21 protein-coding genes are annotated in these 18,024 nt (G+C 54.3%); 16 read left to right on the top strand and 5 right to left on the bottom strand.

The window, feature by feature from the left end; translation table 11 throughout:
• Positions 1-17 precede the first annotated feature (17 nt).
• The 16 genes from ACE3MN_RS15810 to ACE3MN_RS15735 all read left to right on the top strand — a co-directional run bounded on the left by ACE3MN_RS15810 (position 18) and on the right by ACE3MN_RS15735 (position 12,253).
• Positions 18-857, top strand: a complete 840-nt coding sequence (locus ACE3MN_RS15810) for a GPO family capsid scaffolding protein (protein WP_375364106.1) — start codon at positions 18-20, stop codon at positions 855-857.
• 9 nt (positions 858-866) lie between these two features.
• On the top strand, positions 867-1,901 hold the full coding sequence (locus ACE3MN_RS15805) for a phage major capsid protein, P2 family (RefSeq protein WP_251354278.1): 1,035 nt from the start codon (positions 867-869) through the stop codon (positions 1,899-1,901).
• Between the two features lie 49 nt (positions 1,902-1,950).
• Positions 1,951-2,808, top strand: a complete 858-nt coding sequence (gene gpM / locus ACE3MN_RS15800) for a phage terminase small subunit (protein ID WP_375364105.1) — start codon at positions 1,951-1,953, stop codon at positions 2,806-2,808.
• Positions 2,809-2,920: 112 nt separating this feature from the next.
• Entirely contained in the window at positions 2,921-3,436 is a 516-nt protein-coding gene (locus ACE3MN_RS15795; RefSeq protein WP_375364104.1) for a head completion/stabilization protein, read from the top strand.
• Positions 3,436-3,636, top strand: coding sequence for a tail protein X (locus tag ACE3MN_RS15790; protein ID WP_004131559.1), 201 nt, complete (start codon positions 3,436-3,438; stop codon positions 3,634-3,636). Before ACE3MN_RS15795 ends, ACE3MN_RS15790 begins: the two co-directional genes overlap by 1 nt.
• Positions 3,627-3,911, top strand: coding sequence for a phage tail protein (locus ACE3MN_RS15785; RefSeq protein WP_103468831.1), 285 nt, complete (start codon positions 3,627-3,629; stop codon positions 3,909-3,911). The genes ACE3MN_RS15790 and ACE3MN_RS15785 overlap by 10 nt, the downstream gene beginning before the upstream one ends.
• Positions 3,908-4,453, top strand: coding sequence for a lysozyme (locus ACE3MN_RS15780; protein WP_103468830.1), 546 nt, complete (start codon positions 3,908-3,910; stop codon positions 4,451-4,453). The genes ACE3MN_RS15785 and ACE3MN_RS15780 overlap by 4 nt, the downstream gene beginning before the upstream one ends.
• A 186-nt stretch (positions 4,454-4,639) precedes the next feature.
• Positions 4,640-4,975 carry a peptidase gene (locus tag ACE3MN_RS15775; RefSeq protein WP_158656823.1) on the top strand — a complete coding sequence of 112 codons (336 nt, stop codon included), beginning with the start codon at positions 4,640-4,642 and terminating at the stop codon, positions 4,973-4,975.
• The gene (locus tag ACE3MN_RS15770) at positions 4,976-5,443 is read left to right on the top strand and encodes a phage tail protein (RefSeq protein ID WP_375364103.1); all 468 of its coding nucleotides are present in this window, start codon (positions 4,976-4,978) and stop codon (positions 5,441-5,443) included.
• Positions 5,440-6,075, top strand: a complete 636-nt coding sequence (locus ACE3MN_RS15765) for a phage virion morphogenesis protein (protein WP_375364102.1) — start codon at positions 5,440-5,442, stop codon at positions 6,073-6,075. Before ACE3MN_RS15770 ends, ACE3MN_RS15765 begins: the two co-directional genes overlap by 4 nt.
• Entirely contained in the window at positions 6,072-6,659 is a 588-nt protein-coding gene (locus ACE3MN_RS15760) for a phage baseplate assembly protein V (protein ID WP_375364101.1), read from the top strand. The genes ACE3MN_RS15765 and ACE3MN_RS15760 overlap by 4 nt, the downstream gene beginning before the upstream one ends.
• A complete protein-coding gene (locus ACE3MN_RS15755) occupies positions 6,656-7,006 on the top strand; it encodes a GPW/gp25 family protein (RefSeq protein ID WP_375364100.1) in 351 nt (116 codons plus the stop codon). The genes ACE3MN_RS15760 and ACE3MN_RS15755 overlap by 4 nt, the downstream gene beginning before the upstream one ends.
• 1 nt (position 7,007) lies before the next feature.
• Entirely contained in the window at positions 7,008-7,931 is a 924-nt protein-coding gene (locus tag ACE3MN_RS15750; RefSeq protein ID WP_375364099.1) for a baseplate J/gp47 family protein, read from the top strand.
• The gene (locus ACE3MN_RS15745; protein ID WP_375364098.1) at positions 7,921-10,947 is read left to right on the top strand and encodes a phage tail protein I; all 3,027 of its coding nucleotides are present in this window, start codon (positions 7,921-7,923) and stop codon (positions 10,945-10,947) included. Before ACE3MN_RS15750 ends, ACE3MN_RS15745 begins: the two co-directional genes overlap by 11 nt.
• The gene (locus tag ACE3MN_RS15740; RefSeq protein ID WP_274491210.1) at positions 10,944-11,156 is read left to right on the top strand and encodes a hypothetical protein; all 213 of its coding nucleotides are present in this window, start codon (positions 10,944-10,946) and stop codon (positions 11,154-11,156) included. The genes ACE3MN_RS15745 and ACE3MN_RS15740 overlap by 4 nt, the downstream gene beginning before the upstream one ends.
• Positions 11,156-12,253, top strand: a complete 1,098-nt coding sequence (locus ACE3MN_RS15735) for a phage tail protein (RefSeq protein WP_375364097.1) — start codon at positions 11,156-11,158, stop codon at positions 12,251-12,253. Before ACE3MN_RS15740 ends, ACE3MN_RS15735 begins: the two co-directional genes overlap by 1 nt.
• A 276-nt stretch (positions 12,254-12,529) precedes the next feature.
• On the opposite strand, the gene ACE3MN_RS15730 is transcribed toward ACE3MN_RS15735, so the two are convergent.
• From ACE3MN_RS15730 to ACE3MN_RS15710, 5 genes are all read right to left on the bottom strand, one after another.
• On the bottom strand, positions 12,530-13,825 hold the full coding sequence (locus tag ACE3MN_RS15730) for a PIN-like domain-containing protein (RefSeq protein WP_375364096.1): 1,296 nt from the start codon (positions 13,823-13,825) through the stop codon (positions 12,530-12,532).
• 217 nt (positions 13,826-14,042) lie between these two features.
• The gene (locus ACE3MN_RS15725) at positions 14,043-14,513 is read right to left on the bottom strand and encodes a phage tail protein (RefSeq protein ID WP_375364095.1); all 471 of its coding nucleotides are present in this window, start codon (positions 14,511-14,513) and stop codon (positions 14,043-14,045) included.
• A 15-nt stretch (positions 14,514-14,528) separates the two neighbouring features.
• A complete protein-coding gene (locus tag ACE3MN_RS15720; RefSeq protein WP_375364094.1) occupies positions 14,529-17,522 on the bottom strand; it encodes a phage tail tape measure protein in 2,994 nt (997 codons plus the stop codon).
• Positions 17,509-17,667 carry a GpE family phage tail protein gene (locus tag ACE3MN_RS15715; RefSeq protein WP_032440702.1) on the bottom strand — a complete coding sequence of 53 codons (159 nt, stop codon included), beginning with the start codon at positions 17,665-17,667 and terminating at the stop codon, positions 17,509-17,511. Before ACE3MN_RS15715 ends, ACE3MN_RS15720 begins: the two co-directional genes overlap by 14 nt.
• Positions 17,667-17,984 carry a hypothetical protein gene (locus tag ACE3MN_RS15710; RefSeq protein ID WP_004131585.1) on the bottom strand — a complete coding sequence of 106 codons (318 nt, stop codon included), beginning with the start codon at positions 17,982-17,984 and terminating at the stop codon, positions 17,667-17,669. The genes ACE3MN_RS15715 and ACE3MN_RS15710 overlap by 1 nt, the downstream gene beginning before the upstream one ends.
• Positions 17,985-18,024: the final 40 nt, after the last annotated feature.

Raw genomic sequence — 18,024 nt, 5'->3', positions numbered from 1 at the left:
CAACAGGATAAAACGACATGGCCAGCACGACTAAACCCGCCCGCAAAAAGTTTCGCGTTGCGGTTTCCGGCGCCACCGTTGACGGGCGCGAGATCCAGCCGCAGCACCTCCGCGATGCGGCGGCGAGCTACAACCCGGACGTTTACGGCGCCCGCGTAAACGTGGAGCACTATCTCTCCATACTTCCTGACAGCAATTTTGGCGCCATGGGGGATGTTGTGGCATTAAGCGCGGAGGATATCACCGAAGGGCCGCTGGCCGGTCGTACGGCGCTCTATGCCGAGATCGACGCATCGGCACGAATGAAGCAGCTCACCGATGAAGGAAAAAAAATCTACTCCAGTATTGAGCTGCATCCGCAGTTTGCCCTTAACGGCAAGGCGTATGTGGTCGGCCTGGCGATGACCGACACTCCGGCAAGTCTGGGGACTGAGCGCCTTAAATTTGCCGCGCAGCAGCGCGCGCAGGTGATGGCCTTCAATAACCAGCAGATCGAGGCGCCGCTGTTCTCTGATGCGCTTGAAGCTGAAGTGATCGAACTGGCCGCTCATCGCAGCGAGGAGGGCGTCAACTGGTTCAACCGCGTGATGGGCATCCTTGGTAAAGGCCAGAAAACCGACGATCAGCGTTTCAGTCAGCTACATCAGGTTGTTGAAGCTGTTGCTCAATCTCAGGCAGACCAGATTGACCGATTCAGTGCCCTGGAACAGGACCGCCAACAGGATAAAGCCACCATTCAGCAACTGACCAGCGAACTTAACGAGCTGCGCGGTCAGCTTCAGCTCCAGCCCGCAGAAAATTACAGCGCACGACCGGCGGCAACTGGCAACAGCAGCGCGCAGCTTGCAGACTTTTAAGAGGTAACCATGGAAAACCAGACCCGCGAACTATTTGATAATTACATTGTGCGACAGGCGCAGCTGAACGGCGTTTCACCTTCTGCCGTTGCGAACCGCTTTAGCGTTGATCCGACAATCCAGCAAAAACTGGAACAGGCTGCCATGGAGTCGGATGACTTCATGAGGCAGGTTAACCACTTCGGGGTTAAAGAGCAGGAAGGGCAGAAAGTAAAAATTGGCAGTAAGGGGCCGATGGCGAACACCAATAACAGCTCGGACGGTACCAACCGCCGCAACCCGGCACCGAACCATAACAAAGAGCCGCAGAACTACCACTGCCGCAAAACCAACTATGACTATGCGCTTTCGTATGCGGAGCTGGATGCGTGGGCCGGTCACCCTGAATTTCAGTCATTAATCAGTAATGCGATGGCTCGTCAGCTGGGGCTGGATCGTCAGATGATTGGCTTTAATGGCACGCATTACTCTGAAAACTCCGACCGCACGACCTATCCGTTATTGCAGGATTGCGGCGTTGGCTGGCTGCAAAAAATCCGCAATGAAGCGCCGCAGCGCATTATGCCGGGTATCACGCTGACCTCCCGCGATGAGAATAACGCGGTAATTGCGTCAGGCACCTACGGCAATATTGACGCCGCCGTGCTCGATGCGCGTCACAGCCTTATGGATCCCTGGTTCCGCCGTGCTCCCGGTCTGGTCACTGTGCTCTCGTCCGATCTGCTGCTGAAAGTGAACCTGCCGAAAGTGAACGCGCTCAGCCAGACCAATCCGAATACTGAACTGCTGGCCGCGCAGCTCATTGTCAGCCAGGAAAAGATCGGCGGTCTGCCGACGGTCTTTGTCCCGGGTATTCCTGAAGATGTCGTGCTCATCACCAACCTGAAAAATCTCTCTGTGTACTACCAGAAAGGCTCCCTGCGTCGCTCTATCCGGGAAGAGCCGCACTACAACCGCGTGGCGACTTACCAGTCCAGCAATGATGACTATGTCATTGAAGAGTACGGCATGATTGCCATGATCGACGGCGTGACATTCGCCTGATAATCCCCATCACATGGCGGGCAGCAAGCCCGCCCCGGAGAATGAACCCATGCTGACACCGGCACAAAGACATTTTCAGAAGGTCATGGCAGAGAGGCGGGGCATCAGTGATGAGCGTGACGCGGAGACGCGCACCGCGCATGAGCAGATCCTCTTTCGCCTGCATATGCATAAATCCTCGCTAAGCCAAATCCAGTCCCGCCAGGCGAAGGCCGCTGTAAAGGCCAGCATCCTTCCTGAGTTTCAGGGATGGATTGACGGCACGATCGAGGGCGACAACGGGCGCGCGGATCCGGTCATCACCACGCTGATGGTGTGGGCGGTGGACTGCTCCGACTATGCGCTGGCGCTGCGTATCGGGCGCTATGTCGTTAAGCATGACCTGAGCATGCCGGATGACAACTATCGCCGCCCGGCACCCACGGTGCTGACCGAAGAAATCTGCAATCCCATTCTGAACCTCGCCACCACGGACGCCGGAGCCGATTTGTCAGGCTATATCGCCATGCTGGACGAGCTGGCCGACATTGTGGCTGACAGTGACATGCCGGATGAGGTCCGCGCGAAGCTGTGCAAGGTGAGGGCGTTTTGCCGTCGCGACACGGAAGACGCGGAAACCAAAGGCGAAGCGCTGAAACTCTTTCGGGAAGCCATGAGCCTGAACCCGGGCGCAGGCGTGAAACGGGAGATCGCCTCTCTGGTCAGCGCCTTGAAGAAGGCGCCACAGACCAGCGCGGCGTGTGGTGATGCGGAAGATGAGACTTCATCCAGCGATACAGCGGCAACCGAAACACCCGCAGCAGAAAAAACAACACGAACACGCAAGCAGACGAAAACGGCGGCCGGGATCCAAAAAGCCACCCGCAAAACGGCGGCAAAAAAGACAACGAAAACCGCCACAAAGTAAACGCCTGAGCGTAATGAACTGGCCCCGCGCCACAGGCGGCGCGCCCGGTGATCTGCCCGTGATGCGGTCTTTTCACCGGGCACCCACCGCCTGACCTACCGGAGAAACGACGATGAGTATTATTGCGCAGCGCCCCGTCAGACCCGCCGACAGTGACGTGACCGACATGGACGACGGCGGCGCGGAGGTTGTCGTTGGCACCTTCTGGCCGACAGTGAAACTCCACGATCTGCGCCTCGCTGCCCGCATCGCCGGTGATATTACGACTTCCCGATTGATGCATATGGCTACGGAGGCCGCGCTGCACGTCGCGGATCAACTGAAGGACTGGCGGAAGCAAAGGGAGGCGGAAGGCGCGGAATCGCTGGCTTCTGTACTGCTGACTTCAGCCGGTGAACCCGTCGAGCTGATTAACGGCGAAAGCGCAAAAGTTTACCGCTTCCGGCGTGCGGTCTACTCCTTCACGCGCGCCAGCGTACTGGAAGGTTACAGGGACGTCGGCACCACGCCAAAGGGCGACAAGGACGCGGAGGCTCTGGACAGGCAAATAGACGACCTCTGGCGGGACGGGCGCTGGAGTATTTCAGATATCCGGGAAGAACCCCGTATTTACTCGGAGCTTTTCTGATGAAAGTCAGGGCGCTGCAAAACGACACGGTTGATCAGCTCTGCTGGCGTCATTACGGCAAAACCGCAGGTGTCACGGAGAAGGTGCTCGAAGCCAATCCTGGACTGAGCAACCAGATATTTTTGAATGCCGGGCAGGAGATCGAAATGCCCGTGATAACCAGCGAGGTGGAACGGGTAACCGTCCAGTTATGGGAATGACTCTGGATCGTATTAACGAATATTTTGCGTTTGCAACATCCGCCCTGGTGACCGGCGTGGGCGTCATGACCGTCAGTGAAAAGCTAGCGCTGGCTGGCCTTCTTCTGGGGATTGTTTCCGCCGTCCGGCTGGCGATTCATCGCCGCCGCATTGAGCAGGCCAGCCAGCGCCGTAACGACCTGATAGAGCAGATTCTCCGCCAGGCGGAAACCCGCAACCTGTCGGACCGCGAACGGCAACTGCTGGAGCAACTGCACGGGGATAACTCGACATGAAGAACATCATCAAAAAATGTTCGATTGCGGTGATTGTGGCCCTGGGCATTTCACTGGCACCCGGAAGCGTCAGAACGACGAAAGAAGGGCAGCAGAAAATTGCCGGTTGGGAAGACTGCCGCAGCACGCCTTATTACTGCACGGCGGGTGCTCTGACCATTGGTATCGGCTCCACGGGCGGCGTGGAAAACCGCGAATACAGCAACCAGGAAATAGCGCGGCGCTGGATCAACGATCTGCAACGGGCAGAAAACTGCATCAATAACAATTTCCACGGCGCCGACATGCCCCAGCTCACCTTTGAGGCCATGACGGATGCCGCCCTGAATCTGGGCTGCACCGGGCTGATGTGGTTCACCGATAAAAACGGACGCAAGCAGAGGACCACGATCTGGAAGCATGCCCAGGCCAGACAATGGCCGCAGATGTGCAACAGGCTGACTGATTTTGTCAATGCGGGCGGTAAGCGCTCCCCCGGGCTGGTTAACCGGCGCAACGATTTTAAAGCCTGGTGTCTGCTGGGCCTGAGTACGCCGTCATGAGGGCGGGCAGTGTGATTGTGATGCTTGTCCTTCTGGCTGCTGTCTGGTGGCAGACCGACCAGCTGAGCGAGGCCCGGACCCGCAACAAGCTGCTGACCGAAACGGCGACCGGTTACGAGCAGGTTATTCAGGAAGTGAAGACGACCGCCATACAGACCCACAAATTACTGGCAGAGGTGAAAGTCCGTGAGCAACAGCGTAATGCAGAAGGGGAGCGCCGACGTGAAGCAATGCAGGCCGCGTTCAATGGTGACACGTGCGCTGTTACTCCTGTGCCTGACGCTGTCAGCCGCAGCCTGCAAAAACGCACCGCCCGCGCCGATCATTCAGCTGGTCCGTGACCCCGTCCCGGAAAGCCTGACCGAAGAAACGCCACGCCCGGCGCTGGATCAGCCAGTGACCTGGGGCGCGGTGGCGATATTCAGCGACAGGCTGATGGATGCGCTTGATGCCTGCAATGCTGACAAAGCGGCGATCCGCCAGTGGGACAACCTGCGTCAGAACACCCATAAGGAGCCATAAATGCTGAAGATAAACACACTCCGCGCCGCCATAGAGAAAGCAAACACCTGGTGCCGGGCGAACCCGGAGGCCTGGACGGTGTTTGTTGAAGAGGGTGGCATTGAAACTACCGGTGAAACGCCGTCATTCATGTACCGCTATTCTCTGGTGCTGTTCGTCATGAACTATGCCGGGAGCATTGACGACTTCACGCTGCCGCTGATGGCCTGGCTCTGGTTTAATCAGCCCGATCTGCTGCTGAACCCCGATAAAAACCAGCAGATTAAATTCACCACGCTGATTAACAGCGACGACACCGCCGATCTGATGTTTGAGCTGCCGGTGCGTCAGCGGGTACTGGTGCAGCTGGATGAAAACGGCGCGCCGTATGCCGAGCATTTGCCGGAGCCGCGCCCGCGCGTGCTGGTCCCTCACGCCTCTGGCTGGGGGCTGGTATTTGAAGGCATGCTTCAGGAGGCCGGAGCGTGAGCGATCGCATGTTCAGCGAGCTGGATCAGGTCTTTCAGGACATTCTCGACGGCGTCAGCCCGGCGGGGCGCACCCGTACCGCGCGCAAAATTGGCCTGGCAGTGCGCCGCAGTCAGCAGCGCCGCATCGCGTCACAGAAAAACCCGGACGGCAGCAGCTACACGGCACGCCGCCGCAAAGTTTACCGCACCCAGCAGGGGATCAAGTTCGTCTGGAATAACGAGGTGCGGGCGCTGAAAAACTGGCGTGGCGGGCGCGGTAAATATGGCCGGACAATCACGGGCTTTGATGAGAAGCGCAGCGGTATACGCACCTTCTACCGGGCCGATATCGAGCGCTATCTGGAAATCAAAACGCAATCAGCGACGCAGACGGAGACAAAAAAAGCGCCGATGTTTACCCGCCTGCGCACCCTGCGTTTTATGAAGGTCAGACCGGACGCGGGCGGCGTCTCCGTAGGGTTTGATGGTATCGCCGCGCGTATTGCCCGTATTCACCAGTACGGCCTCCAGGATGAAGTTGGTCCGGGCGCTTACGCGCAGTACCCGGCGCGCGAACTACTGGGCATGACTCCGGCAGACCTGATCGCTACGGAAAACGCCGTTCTCAGCAGTCTGGGAGGTGCGTCATGAATGCTGAGCTGATGCGCCTGCTGGAAAACATTCTGCGCCAGGGCGTCGTGGAGCAAATCAGCGCCGACAAGCAAGCGGTGCGCGTTCGCTCCGGCAGGTTGCTGACCACCTGGATCCGCTGGAACGTGACCCGCGCCGGGGCATTCAGCATCTGGCTGCCGCCCTCGACAGGGGAGCAGGTCTGGATCGGTTGCCCGGGCGGCAACCCTGAAAACGCGTTTGTGATTGGTTCAGCATACAGCGCAGATAACCCGCCAACGGGCAGCAGCCTGCTGGAAATCAGCATCACCGCACCGGATGGCGCGCGCGTGCATTATGACGCTGCCGACGATGCCGGAGCGCTGTCCGTGACCGGCATTAAAACCGCGCATATCCAGGCGGAAACCCGCGTCACGCTGGACGCGCCCGAGGTGGAATGCACAGAAAAACTTAAAGCGCGCACTTTCGAACTGACCCACGGCGGCACGATGGCCGGTGATGTGATCCACTCCGGCGGCGTGTTGCAGTCAAACGGGATCACCGTGCACGAACATAAACACGGTGGCGTGCAGTCTGGCGGGAGTACCACGGGAGGCCCGCAATGACAGCCAGTTATACCGGGATGAACCCGGAAGGCACCGGCGCGCTGACCGATCACGATCAGCTCTGGCAGTCCGTGACAAAAATCCTGACCACGCCAACCGGCTCCCGTGTGATGCGCCGGGACTTTGGCAGCGCGATCCCTGATTTGCTCGATGCGCCGCAGAACGCCGTCACCCGCATGCAGCTGATGGCCGCCGCCGCTATCGCGCTGGCGCAGTGGGAGCCGCGGATCAGCCTGACTACCGTCAACGTGGTGTTTTCAGAAACAGGCGCAGTGACCGCCGAGCTGAGCGGCACCATCACGGAAACCATGACAGAAACCAGTAACACCATCAGGCTAAGGAGCTAGTGTGCAAACGTCCGTCGATTTATCTCAGATCCCGCAGCCTGACGTCGTCGAGGTGCCCGATTTTGAAACGGTGCTGACTGATATCCGGGCGCTTATCGTGGCGGCCATGCCTGCGGAACTTCAGGCTTCTGTGTCTGCTGCGTTACTGCTGGAATCTGAACCGATGGCCGCGCTGGCTCAGGCCTTCACCTATCGCGAGATCCATCTGCTGCAACGTATCAATGAAGCCGTGCGCGCGGTGCTGCTTTCCAGCGCCCTGGGGGCGGATCTCGATCAGGTCGCGGGGAATTTTGACACTGAACGCCTGCTGATTACCGAAGCCACCGACGAGGCGGACGCCGTATACGAAAGCGATGAAGCGCTGCGCGCCCGCACGCTGCTCTCATGGGCGCGCCTGAGCACGGCGGGCGCCCGTAATGCCTATCACTATTTTGCGCGCGGGGCTGATGCGGATGTGCTCGACGTGCGCGCCTATGGCCCGGAGACGCATAACCAGGAAGGCCGCGTTTTCCTCTACGTGCTGTCACGCACCGGGGATGGAACCGCCCCGCAGGCTCTGCTCGATAAAGTCCTGGAAGCGGTGAACCCGGAGGACGTGCGTCCGATTACAGATTATGTGGCCGACTATGTTCGTTCCGCTGTGATTGTGAATTATCAGGTGGTTGCTGACATTTACGTCCCTTACGGCGTGGACACCGCCACGGTGCTGGAAAAAGCAACGGCTGCACTGAACGAATACACCGCCTCTGTGCATCTCATCAACGCCACGGTTGCACGGTCGGGCATAGACGGGGCGCTGCATCAGGACGGCGTTGTCACTGTCGATTTGCATTCGCCGGCCGCCGACGTCGTTGCGACGATGGGCGAAGCCCCGCATTGCACCTCTGTTAAAATCAACCTTGTGGTAATGGACTATGACCGCTAATTATCCCGCCAGCATTCTGCCACCCAACGCCACTGCCGTGGAGCGGGCCATTGACAGGGCCAGCGCTGCAGCACTGGCGAAGTTGCCTGTATATCTGATCCGTTGGGTGAAAGATCCCGACAGCTGCCCGCTGGCGCTCCTGCCGTGGCTGGCGTGGGAATACCAGGTTGATACCTGGAATATTAACTGGTCAGAACAGAAGAAACGCGATGCGATTAAACGCGCGCACTACATCCACCGCCATCGCGGGACGGTTGCCGCCGTGCGCCGTGCGCTGGTTGATAGTCCGTTTGGTACAAATATTGTCGAATGGTTTAACCAGAATCCTAAAGGCGATCCGTATACCTTTCGCCTGAACGTGTATCAGAACGATCTACCGGTGACGGAATACGACCAGCAGGATCTGAAACTGGCGGTGCTGCGCGCCAGGAATCTGCGCAGCTGGTTTTCCGTTCATGTATTTGGCCGACTTCAGGGAGCCTCGTATGCGGCCGGTTACATGTACGCCACGGAGAAAATCACGCCGCGCTTTGTCCCGTTGCAGGTGGTTTTATCCCGCTACGAGCTGAATCTGGCCCCCGGTGACTCGGAAACGGTCACGGTGACCATCCTCCCTGAATACGCGGAAGATAAAACCTTTACGGTAACCACGTCGGATAAAACAATCGCGACTGCCCGAATAGTCAACGGCGCTATTCTGGTTACGGGCGTGAAGCGGGGCACCAGTTCGGTCACCGTCACGACGACTAACGGCGTCAGCGCGATGATCAGTGTGAAAGTGGTCGCGGTGATGAAGTTCATCACCCGCATCGACAGTGCAACCAGACCAATATTCTTTGCTCGTATGGACGAAGATTTCACTATTGACTATGGCGACGGAACAGACAGCCGGGAATACCGTTTTGATGCTGCCAGTGCTGTGTACGGCTGGGTTATTCCGACGCGTGACGTGGTGGAGGGAGAAGAGTACACCATCACGATTAAGAACACGGAAACGGCCTGTCTGCGAACCCGTTTATCTAACGTGTCCTCAAAACTAAACACTGTTGTAGAGCTGATTAGCGTGACGGGTGATAGAGATAACCTTTCGGGGTTTGCGCTGGATACCACTGGTCTGATGGCTATTCGTTCGGGGGCATTTGACGATCTACCAAACGTGACGGATTGTACAAATATTTTTTCCGGCTGCTCATCACTGACAAGTATCCCGGCTTCGCTATTTGCTCGAATGAAAGTAGTATCCTTTACAAACGCGTTCAAGAGTTGCACCTCGCTTACTGAAATTCCTGTGGGGTTATTTGCAAATCAATCCAGTGCGACTGACTTTTCATCTGTATTTGCGGGCTGTACTGGCTTGCTCAGCATCGGCAATAATCTATTCAACGGCTGTGTATCTGCTGTGAATTTCAATTACGCATTTGATGGTTGCTCTAAGCTTGAAAATATCGGCACGGGTATATTTAAAGGCTGTATATTAGCGGCGGCATTCTCTTATACTTTCAGAACGTGCATAAATCTTCTTGCATTGCCTGCTGATATGTTCACGGACGTTCCGGGCGGCGCATTTACGGGAGTATTCCAGAAATGCGCGGCGCTCACTGAATTACCCGCTACATTATTTTCAAATTGTTCTGATGCGAATCATTTTGGCGGCGCGTTTAACGGCTGTACCGCGCTGCTTTCTGTTCCTGCCGGCCTGTTTGCTGGACTGTCGAAAGTAACCTATTTCGGGACGGTTTTTTCTGGATGCAATAAATTAAAAACAGTCGGTGCGGGGGTATTTTCCGGGTGCGCTCTGGCGCAAACATTTTCCTCCGCATTTTATGCGTGCCGCTCACTTGAAACTGTAGCGAAAGATATTTTCACAGGCTGCGCAGCGGCGACAACTTTTGCCAGTACGTTTTATGGTTGCAGCAGCCTGACAGCGCTCCCGTCATTTGCAGACTGCGCGAAAGTCACTACTTTTTCATACGCTTTTGCTAACTGTGAATCGCTCACGAAAATAGATGCAGATGCTTTTGCTGATAAAGCGCTGGTGACGACATTTGTCTACGCGTTTATGAACTGTATTTCGCTGGTTTCAGTGGGGGCAGGGGCATTCCGGGGTTGCAGCTCGTTAACCAGCCTGGGCTATGCATTTTCCGGCTGTAGCTCTCTGGTTTCTCTCGCGGGAGATATGTTTGCCGGTTGCGCCAAGATGACCGCCGTTCATTTCTTATTCAATCGATGCTCCTCGTTATCTACGCTGCCAGATGCGCTGTTTAGCGATATGGTAGCCCTGGCAGGGCTGCAAGCCACTTTCCAGGACTGTACAGCGTTAGCCGCTCTTCCTTCGGGATTGTTTGACGGCTGTCCTAATCTTACTTCGTTAACGCTGACATTCTCAGGCTGTACCTCGCTGGCAGTATTGCCCGGCGATTTACTGAAAAACAACACTCTGCTGACCAGTGCCGCCTCGACGTTCCTCGGCTGTGCGGCACTGGTGGATATTCCGCCGACGCTGTTTGCGTCCTGCTCGCTTATCACCTCGTTTGGCGCGACGTTCCAGAATACTGGCGTGGAGGAAATACCGGAAAACCTGTTCAGCAGCAATCCGCTGGTTACAGCTTACGGCCAGACGTTCAGAGGCTGTAAAAAACTGCGCTCAGTGCCTGCCGGCCTTTTTGCCGCCAGTGTAAATGTGACTTCATTCACTAACGTGTTTGCGGATTGCCCGGCCCTTGAAACGGCTGGAGCGGGTTTATTTAATAGCACGGCAGCAACCACGGTTGGCTATACGTTTGACGGCTGCGAGTCATTACGGAGCGACGTTAACACGATATTTAATCTTGCGAGTTACCCGGACATTATCACCACTACGGCATTATTCAGGGGCTGCGCATTGCTGACCGGAAAAGGCGAGTTATTTATGGGCAAAGTACCAAACGTTACTGCGCATTATTACACGTTCAATAAATGCACTAGCCTGGAAGATTACGACGTTTTACCCGGCAACTGGATAACGAATAAATTATGAAAACATTCAATCAATTAAAAAGCCTGATCGACTTTTGCCAGACCGATGCATTTTTCCTGGAGCACCTGAACCGGCTTCAGAACGCTGGCGTGATTTATCTTGATGAAGGCGATATCGATGCTGACCGCAAGACCGTGAGTGATGATTTTTATGATCGCCTTGCCAGCGTGTACGGTATTGAGTCAGAAATAAAAAGTGAGGAGGCATAATGGCCGCGGGACTGACACTAACCACGGCGGGCGCCGCTGAAATCGAGGCCGCGTATCAGGCGGGGGAGGTTGTGGATATTACCGCCGTACTGATCGGTGATGGTGGCGGCGTGACATTGCCGACCGATCCCGATGACCTAGCGGCGGTGACGGCGCTTTTTGGTCAGTTTGGCCGAGAGACCTTTGACTCTGATTCAAGCAATGAGGGGTTTATCAGCGGTCAGATCGTTATCAACTGCAGGGATTATCCGGGTAAGACGCTCAGAGAGGCGGGACTGGTTAGCGCTAAGGGTACGCTCATCGCTTACGGCGCATATCCGGCGACGTATCTCCCGGCGCAATCTGATTCCATTATTAAAGAGATCATTCTGACGCTGGTGCTGACGTTGACCCATACTTCAAGCGTGCAGCTTGTTATCGATCCGGCGCTTGCCACTCTCACGCAGGAAACGGGCGATAAACGCTATCTGCGGCGAGCACAAAATCTTGCTGATTTAAACGATACCGAAGAGGCCCGGGATAATCTGGAGCTGGGGAGTTCAGCCACGCGGGACGTGGGCACCGAGGCGGGAATGGTAGCTGCGGGGGATGACTCACGCATCACCGGCTCCCTTCAGAAAGAAAATAATCTTTCCGATCTGAGCGATACATCCGAAGCCCTAAGGGTGCTGGGACTCAACAGTGATGGAGCGGCCTACAGAGCAATTGTTGACGCCATTTTTTACGTCGGAATCATTGTGGCAGGTGAGAAAAGCCCAGTGGAGCGCTTTCCCTGGCAGACATGGACGGATTTAAGCGAGACTTTTATTGACAGGGTTGTCAGAATTGGTTCTCAGTATGGCGTGACCGGCGGCAGTAACAAGGTAAAACTCGAAGCTGATAATCTGCCCCCACACTGGCACCGTTCGGGTGACAGATCCCCCGGGGCAACCTGGGATCCTAACACTACCCACGGAACAGATAACCAGAAAAGTGGCCCACTGGCGCTTACGGAGGGAACTTACATTGATGCTTCGGGCCTTACAGAGTCCACAAATGAAGATATAGATGTAACTAATGAATATGTGACTTTTTATATGTGGAAGCGTACAGCTTAAAAGGTGTTGAATAAATCCTTATGAAATATTTTAATTATTTAAGTGCATGTTTTAAGAAGTTTAAATTAACTCATGGAAGGGGAGGTGTGGCTTTATTATTAAAGTGTAACTCATCTAATGTTTGATCACTAAATGTGAAGTGGATGAAACGGCATGTGTTGAGGGGAGGGGGGATTATCTAAGGAAGTATTAGGGGGTTAATTGGCGGATGCATATTTTATCCGCCATATTTATCTTGATTACTGAGGTTATAATTTAGATAGTATCAGAAGGCCTCTAACTATCTTCATTAGAATTTTCTATATCGTCAATGTTTAGTGAATTATTAATCCAATTGTCATTTAATGATGCATCAATGTTTTTCAATAACATTTTAGAAAATTCGATTTTTGACAGAAGCTTCTGTCTTTGCTCTTCTAATTGAGCTAGCTCGACTTCATTTAAGTTGGTTGTTGAGGTGAGATCGAGGTTACATAGTTGCTTTAGGGAAGAGTCTAATATTTCTAAGTTTTTAGAATATGTTTTCTCCAAATCTTCGCAATGGCTTTTTGAAATCGAGCCTCTCGAGAGTTCATGTATATTCTTTCGGATGATTTGTCGGGTTAATAACTTTAGAACATCCACGCTTCCTTTGTTTAGCGGGCTTGCGTTTGTTAATTCTGAAATAGTTGTGTCATCAATACGTGCATTAAGATGAGCGTTAGCATGATGAAGGAAAGTGTTTATGTTTTGCAGGAGGAATTTCTGTGCACCTCTTGATTTCATTTCTGTTATTAATGACTCATTGGGCCCCCTAACTTTGCCATCTATTTTGAAAAAAAAGTCTGATTTTGCGTCGTTTGTAACGTAAACTACATTTTTATTTTGGTTGGATGTAACATAGTCCAACATTTGATGCCAAACGTAATAATCACCATATTCTCCATCATAATTTATATTTTTATAGGAGTAAAATACGTTTTTTTTATCTTTAGCATCCTCAAAACCAGGTCCAATATTATATTTATATCTGGTCTTGCCAAGATGGTTTATTTGATTGATGATGTCTTGGCTCTCTGGTTCAGGACCTATATGACCTTCGGTAAGCTCGTCTATTTGATCGCGAATGACATCATGACTCGAAAAAAAATCAATTTTATTATTTCTAATGTTAATAGAGTTACTTTCAAATTCGTTAGCAAGATTTGTGACTTTCTCTAAAAAAATATCCAGTTCACCACGAAGGTTTGAGTATCTCGATATAGTTTTGTTGAATTCATCAGTACTTAAATCTTTTCTAAGACTTGTAATCGCGTTGTCTATTTTTTTTTGAACGGCAGTTAAAGAATCTCTGCTTCCTTTAACAACATTAAGCCTGTTTCGCTGATACTCAAGGCATACATGATGAGGGAACCAACACTGATCTTTTATTTTTCTCCAAATAGCAAAGAACTGATTGCGTGTTTCTTCTTCACATCGATATAAAGTCAATAGAATATTTGTATCGAAGATAAATACAGTTTCGTTACTGGTAAATACTTCACCAACAGTATCTTCAGTAATTCCATAAAAGCCGTCAAAGTTGCTTCGCATTTTATGCCCTATTATGAGGTAGTTGTATGCTTGAAAGATTAGCGTAACTATGAGTCTGTTGTCTACTTGCAACAGCGGAAAATGATTATCTCAACTTTAAGGATTTGTACGCTTTTAGACCACAAATTAGAGTGTAAAATTGAGTCCCTCAACTTTAGCCAATTGAGAGATGTGCATCAAAATCCGCAAGCTAAAATCCTTAATGTAATTTACCAACTTACTCCTGCGTTCTATTCAATCCCGTTTCCGCCCCTTCTTTAAGTGTGGCCATCAGATCGCTTACAGAGGCGCTTTGCAGCCTCTCCCGGATATCCTCATCAACCCTTTGCAGTGAAAGCGTGAACTCAATTTTTTTGGCCTTACCATAACGATCAAATTCCTGATGCGTTTCCTGTAACCCCGTGATGACATACATCCCGTAAATCGAGCCAACCCCATCAATTAAAGGCCAGGCCAGCCCGGTATACGCCATCGTGGAGACGGCACCCAGCGACAGGTTGCCGCCGGTAATTTCTGGATAGAGCAGCCCGCCCAGCGTCAGCTGATTTTCACCCGCGCCCACGTACTGCCATTTTGCGCTACGGCCAACACGATCATTTTTGACGTGCCGCCAGTTACGGGACAGCTGCAACTGCTGATAGGGCAGCGTCCTGAGTTCAAAGACAAAAAGCCCGAATACCATCATCATAGTTATGACTCCCCATTAATCATTATCCCGGAACGAACCCCGGTCAGCGCGCCGCCGTTTATCCATTTCCGCGCGGACAGCTTCGCCAACCAGCCGCGCCAGCTCGCGCGGGTTATCACTCCGCACATCATGCAAATGGACGTGGATCTCACCAGAAAAAACTCCGCCCTGCGCCGCAGCTGCTGCGCGTTTAACTTCATCCCGGCGTACCGCTTTCAGGGCTGGCGCCTGCAATACCACCGGCTCACCGGCCGCAATGATCGGGCGGGCGCTGACGGACTGGCGGACAAGCCGCGACTCCTGCCATTCACCCCGCACCGCCAGTGCAGGCGGCAGATTTTTAAATACGATATCCCCTGGCCCGACACGCTTGCGCTTTTCCTCATCTAAAAGGCCTTTTGTGTTATCCGCGATTTGGCCCAGCCGTCGCTCTGTCCCGGAGTTACCCCCGAGCACATCAGGCGGCGCGCTGCCTTTGCTTGCAGGCTTTTCGGTTGACCATTGCCACTCCCTTTTAACCATGCGCCCGGATTTTTCATCCCATTCCCACATAACCGGAATTGCCCTGAGCCTGGCCGCTTCCAGCCTGGCTCTTTCAATACCATCGGGGATGAGATCGAGCTTCTCCAGTAACCAGCCAACGCCTTCCATCAACTTCTGAAGCGGCCAAAGCAGTACGCTAAGCGCGGTCCCCAGAACCTCTCCAAAGGTCTTTCCAGCGCTGGCGCATTTATTCAACGATTCGCGGCTTTGCTCCATGGGAGTGAGTAATGTCTTAAACCAGTTCCAGACCTGTTTTACGCCACCACCAATCAAACCAAAGACAGGCGCAAAACCTGCAAATGCGGCGCGAAGCGGTGCCAGCCCCTGCATCAGCCCCGTGAAGACACCCGCAAAAAATGCCTTAATTGGTCCCCAGTATTTCCAGATCAGCACTGCCGCCGCCACAAACGCAGCACCCAGCAGACCAATCGGACTCAACAGCAGTGACAACCCCCCACCCAGGGCAGCGATCCCTGCCTTAGCCACACCAAGCAGCGCCGGAAGGCCAGTCAGCCGGAAGGCCAGCCCGCCAACCCCTTTAACCAGGGAGCCAAGCGCAGCGCCAGGGGAGATAAAGGCCGCGAGTAACGTGCTACGAAGGGCGGCGAAGCGTCCGCCGAGTGCGCCGACACTTTTAACCATGGCGCTGGCGTGCGCGGAAATACTCCCCAACACGATGCGCCAGCCGCTGAATTTCGCGAGCGAGCTGCCACCCACAGCAGACAGCGCCCGGAACGCGGACAGCGTGCCACCAATACCACTCCCGCCAGACAGCAGCGCAAAGCCGAGCCTGAGCTTTGCCAGCGGCCCCAGCAGTAAGCCAGCAGCAAGAGACAGCCCGCCGACTGCGGCAGTCAGCGCCAGCGCAACACCACCGGCAACAAACAGCGTCTTAGCCAGTCGCGGGTTTTCTTCCACCCAGCTTTTTATATTGCCAATAACATGGCTGAGTCCCTGCGTCAGTCGGCGCAAAGGCCCGTCCACCGTTTCAGCGACAGAAATGCGAAACGCCTCCCAGGCGCTGTCCAGCTCCTTCAGATCGCCGCCAAGGTTATTCGTTTTGACCTTTGCGACTGTGTTTGCTTCCTGATTTTTGTGCGCTTGAGCGATTTGCTCATAGAGTGACTGGAGATAGCCATCACCTGCGCCACTAACCAGAGACTGAAGGCCGGTGAAGCCTTCCTCACCCGCAATGTCTTTAAAGAATGAAATCTGATCAACATCGCCAAATCTGGAAGCCTTTTTCTGAAGATCCAGAAGAATATCGAACGGGCGGCGCATTTTTCCGCTGGCGTCGGCAGTTTCCACTCCCAGCTCTTTGAGTGCTTTTTTTGCTGCTGTAGTGGGGGAGGCCAGCCGGGAGAGGGCGCGGCGCATTGCAGTACCCGCCTCGCTACCACGAATACCCACGCGCGCCAGCGTGCCGGTCATGGCTGCTGCTTCTTCCAGGTTAATTCCAAGCCCTGCCGCTACGGGGCCGACAACTTTCATTGTTTCGCCCAGGCTGCTTAGCGTGGTATTGGTGCGGGTAAAGGTACCAGTCAGCACATCGCTGACGCGGTCCATCTCTCCGGCATCAAGAGAAAACTGAGAAAGAATGTTAGAACCGATATCAGCGCTGGCGCCCAGGTCCATCCCTCCCGCCAGTGCCATATTAAGCACGCCGGGCAGGGCGTCACGAATAGCATCTGGCGTGAAGCCCGCCATTGCCAGAAAGGCCTGGCCGCTGGCGGCGTCACGTGTGGTGAAGGCGGTTTCAGCGCCAAGTTTTTTAGCCTGAGCACGCAGGGCGGCCAGCTGAGAATCGCCCTTATCAAGCCGTGTCAGCGCCTGAACGTTTGACATTTCCTCATCAAAACCAACCGCAGGCGACAGGAAGCGCCCGGCACCGTACCCGGCAGCGGTTGCTGTACCTAATGCTATGGCACCGCCAGAGCGCAACTTCCCGGCCATCTGCTGCGCACCCTCGTAACGTTTACGAGCCTGAGTGACCGCAGCAAGTTGCCGTTTTTCCCGTTCAAGGGATTGGTTGTATTGTTCTGTGCGGCGTATCGCGTTGCCGATGGTGGCGCTACTACCGGAAAGCATAACGCCATGCTGGCGCAATGCTGATGCGCTCTCACGCAGGCGGGCCACCTCCGTCACGCGCTTTGCGCTCAACCTGTCGAGGCGCTCACCCAGCCGCGTCATCAGTGTTTGCTGCCTTTCCGTCAGCGTCCCGTTTTTGCGCTGCGTCTCTGACAGTCCTTCAAAGCGAGTGCGCGCACGTGAGATAGAGCGATCTGTTTTGCTCACGGCGGCAGTCATACGCTGAAAGGTAGCAGAGCTTTTATCGAGGCCTTTCAGGGCGGATTGTGTTTTTTTGAGGGAGTCGGAAAGGCCGCCCGCACTCTGGCGGGCAGCATTAACGGGGCGGGTAAATCTGTCGATAGCGCTGAATGCAACGCGGATATCAAGATTCTTCATCACTGGCACCACTTCGAAGCGCCGCCCGCTTGCGCCAGGCTATCACCTCGCCAAGATCCATGCCGAAGACCTCGGAGGGCGGCCAGTTAAAAATTACGGCAATATCAGCGACCAGATCGTCGATCTGGTCAAACGCAACGGTGATTACTCGCTCTCCGTCTCCGCCACGTTCGACGCTCCAGGCTCCGGCGGATTCAAGAAAGGGACCAGAAGCTCTGCCAGCCCGATAAAGTCCAGAGTGTGCATTTCGTTGATTTCTTTTTGTGTCAGCGCAGGCGCGGTGACCCGCGTCAACAGCGTGGCAATTGAGTCTGCATCCATATTGGCAACGCGGATAAGATTCAGGCCGCGCAACGATCCGGCCTGACTGATGGCGCCGGTGATTTCCACCTGACCGATCTCACTGTCTTTACGAACTACCGGCTGCATCAGCGTGAACAGGTTTTTAGTTTTTTTAGCCATGTTAAAAATCTCCGGGCGGCATCTTTGCCACCCTCTGAAA

The organism is Klebsiella grimontii, from assembly GCF_042137965.1.
GTDB classification, from domain to species: Bacteria; Pseudomonadota; Gammaproteobacteria; order Enterobacterales; family Enterobacteriaceae; genus Klebsiella; species Klebsiella grimontii.
The sequence above is the reverse complement of the archived record's forward strand: the minus strand, read 5'-3'. Positions and strand labels throughout refer to the sequence as shown.

What these genes read in the sequence shown, in the direction of transcription:
- ACE3MN_RS15810 (WP_375364106.1), top strand. Translation starts at nt 18, where the DNA reads ATGGCCAGCACGACTAAACCCGCCCGCAAAAAGTTTCGCGTTGCGGTT.
- ACE3MN_RS15805 (WP_251354278.1), top strand. Translation starts at nt 867, where the DNA reads ATGGAAAACCAGACCCGCGAACTATTTGATAATTACATTGTGCGACAG.
- gpM (WP_375364105.1), top strand. Translation starts at nt 1,951, where the DNA reads ATGCTGACACCGGCACAAAGACATTTTCAGAAGGTCATGGCAGAGAGG.
- ACE3MN_RS15795 (WP_375364104.1), top strand. Translation starts at nt 2,921, where the DNA reads ATGAGTATTATTGCGCAGCGCCCCGTCAGACCCGCCGACAGTGACGTG.
- ACE3MN_RS15790 (WP_004131559.1), top strand. Translation starts at nt 3,436, where the DNA reads ATGAAAGTCAGGGCGCTGCAAAACGACACGGTTGATCAGCTCTGCTGG.
- ACE3MN_RS15785 (WP_103468831.1), top strand. Translation starts at nt 3,627, where the DNA reads ATGGGAATGACTCTGGATCGTATTAACGAATATTTTGCGTTTGCAACA.
- ACE3MN_RS15780 (WP_103468830.1), top strand. Translation starts at nt 3,908, where the DNA reads ATGAAGAACATCATCAAAAAATGTTCGATTGCGGTGATTGTGGCCCTG.
- ACE3MN_RS15770 (WP_375364103.1), top strand. Translation starts at nt 4,976, where the DNA reads ATGCTGAAGATAAACACACTCCGCGCCGCCATAGAGAAAGCAAACACC.
- ACE3MN_RS15760 (WP_375364101.1), top strand. Translation starts at nt 6,072, where the DNA reads ATGAATGCTGAGCTGATGCGCCTGCTGGAAAACATTCTGCGCCAGGGC.
- ACE3MN_RS15755 (WP_375364100.1), top strand. Translation starts at nt 6,656, where the DNA reads ATGACAGCCAGTTATACCGGGATGAACCCGGAAGGCACCGGCGCGCTG.
- ACE3MN_RS15745 (WP_375364098.1), top strand. Translation starts at nt 7,921, where the DNA reads ATGACCGCTAATTATCCCGCCAGCATTCTGCCACCCAACGCCACTGCC.
- ACE3MN_RS15740 (WP_274491210.1), top strand. Translation starts at nt 10,944, where the DNA reads ATGAAAACATTCAATCAATTAAAAAGCCTGATCGACTTTTGCCAGACC.
- ACE3MN_RS15735 (WP_375364097.1), top strand. Translation starts at nt 11,156, where the DNA reads ATGGCCGCGGGACTGACACTAACCACGGCGGGCGCCGCTGAAATCGAG.
- ACE3MN_RS15730 (WP_375364096.1), bottom strand. Translation starts at nt 13,825, where the DNA reads ATGCGAAGCAACTTTGACGGCTTTTATGGAATTACTGAAGATACTGTT.
- ACE3MN_RS15725 (WP_375364095.1), bottom strand. Translation starts at nt 14,513, where the DNA reads ATGATGATGGTATTCGGGCTTTTTGTCTTTGAACTCAGGACGCTGCCC.
- ACE3MN_RS15720 (WP_375364094.1), bottom strand. Translation starts at nt 17,522, where the DNA reads ATGAAGAATCTTGATATCCGCGTTGCATTCAGCGCTATCGACAGATTT.
- ACE3MN_RS15710 (WP_004131585.1), bottom strand. Translation starts at nt 17,984, where the DNA reads ATGGCTAAAAAAACTAAAAACCTGTTCACGCTGATGCAGCCGGTAGTT.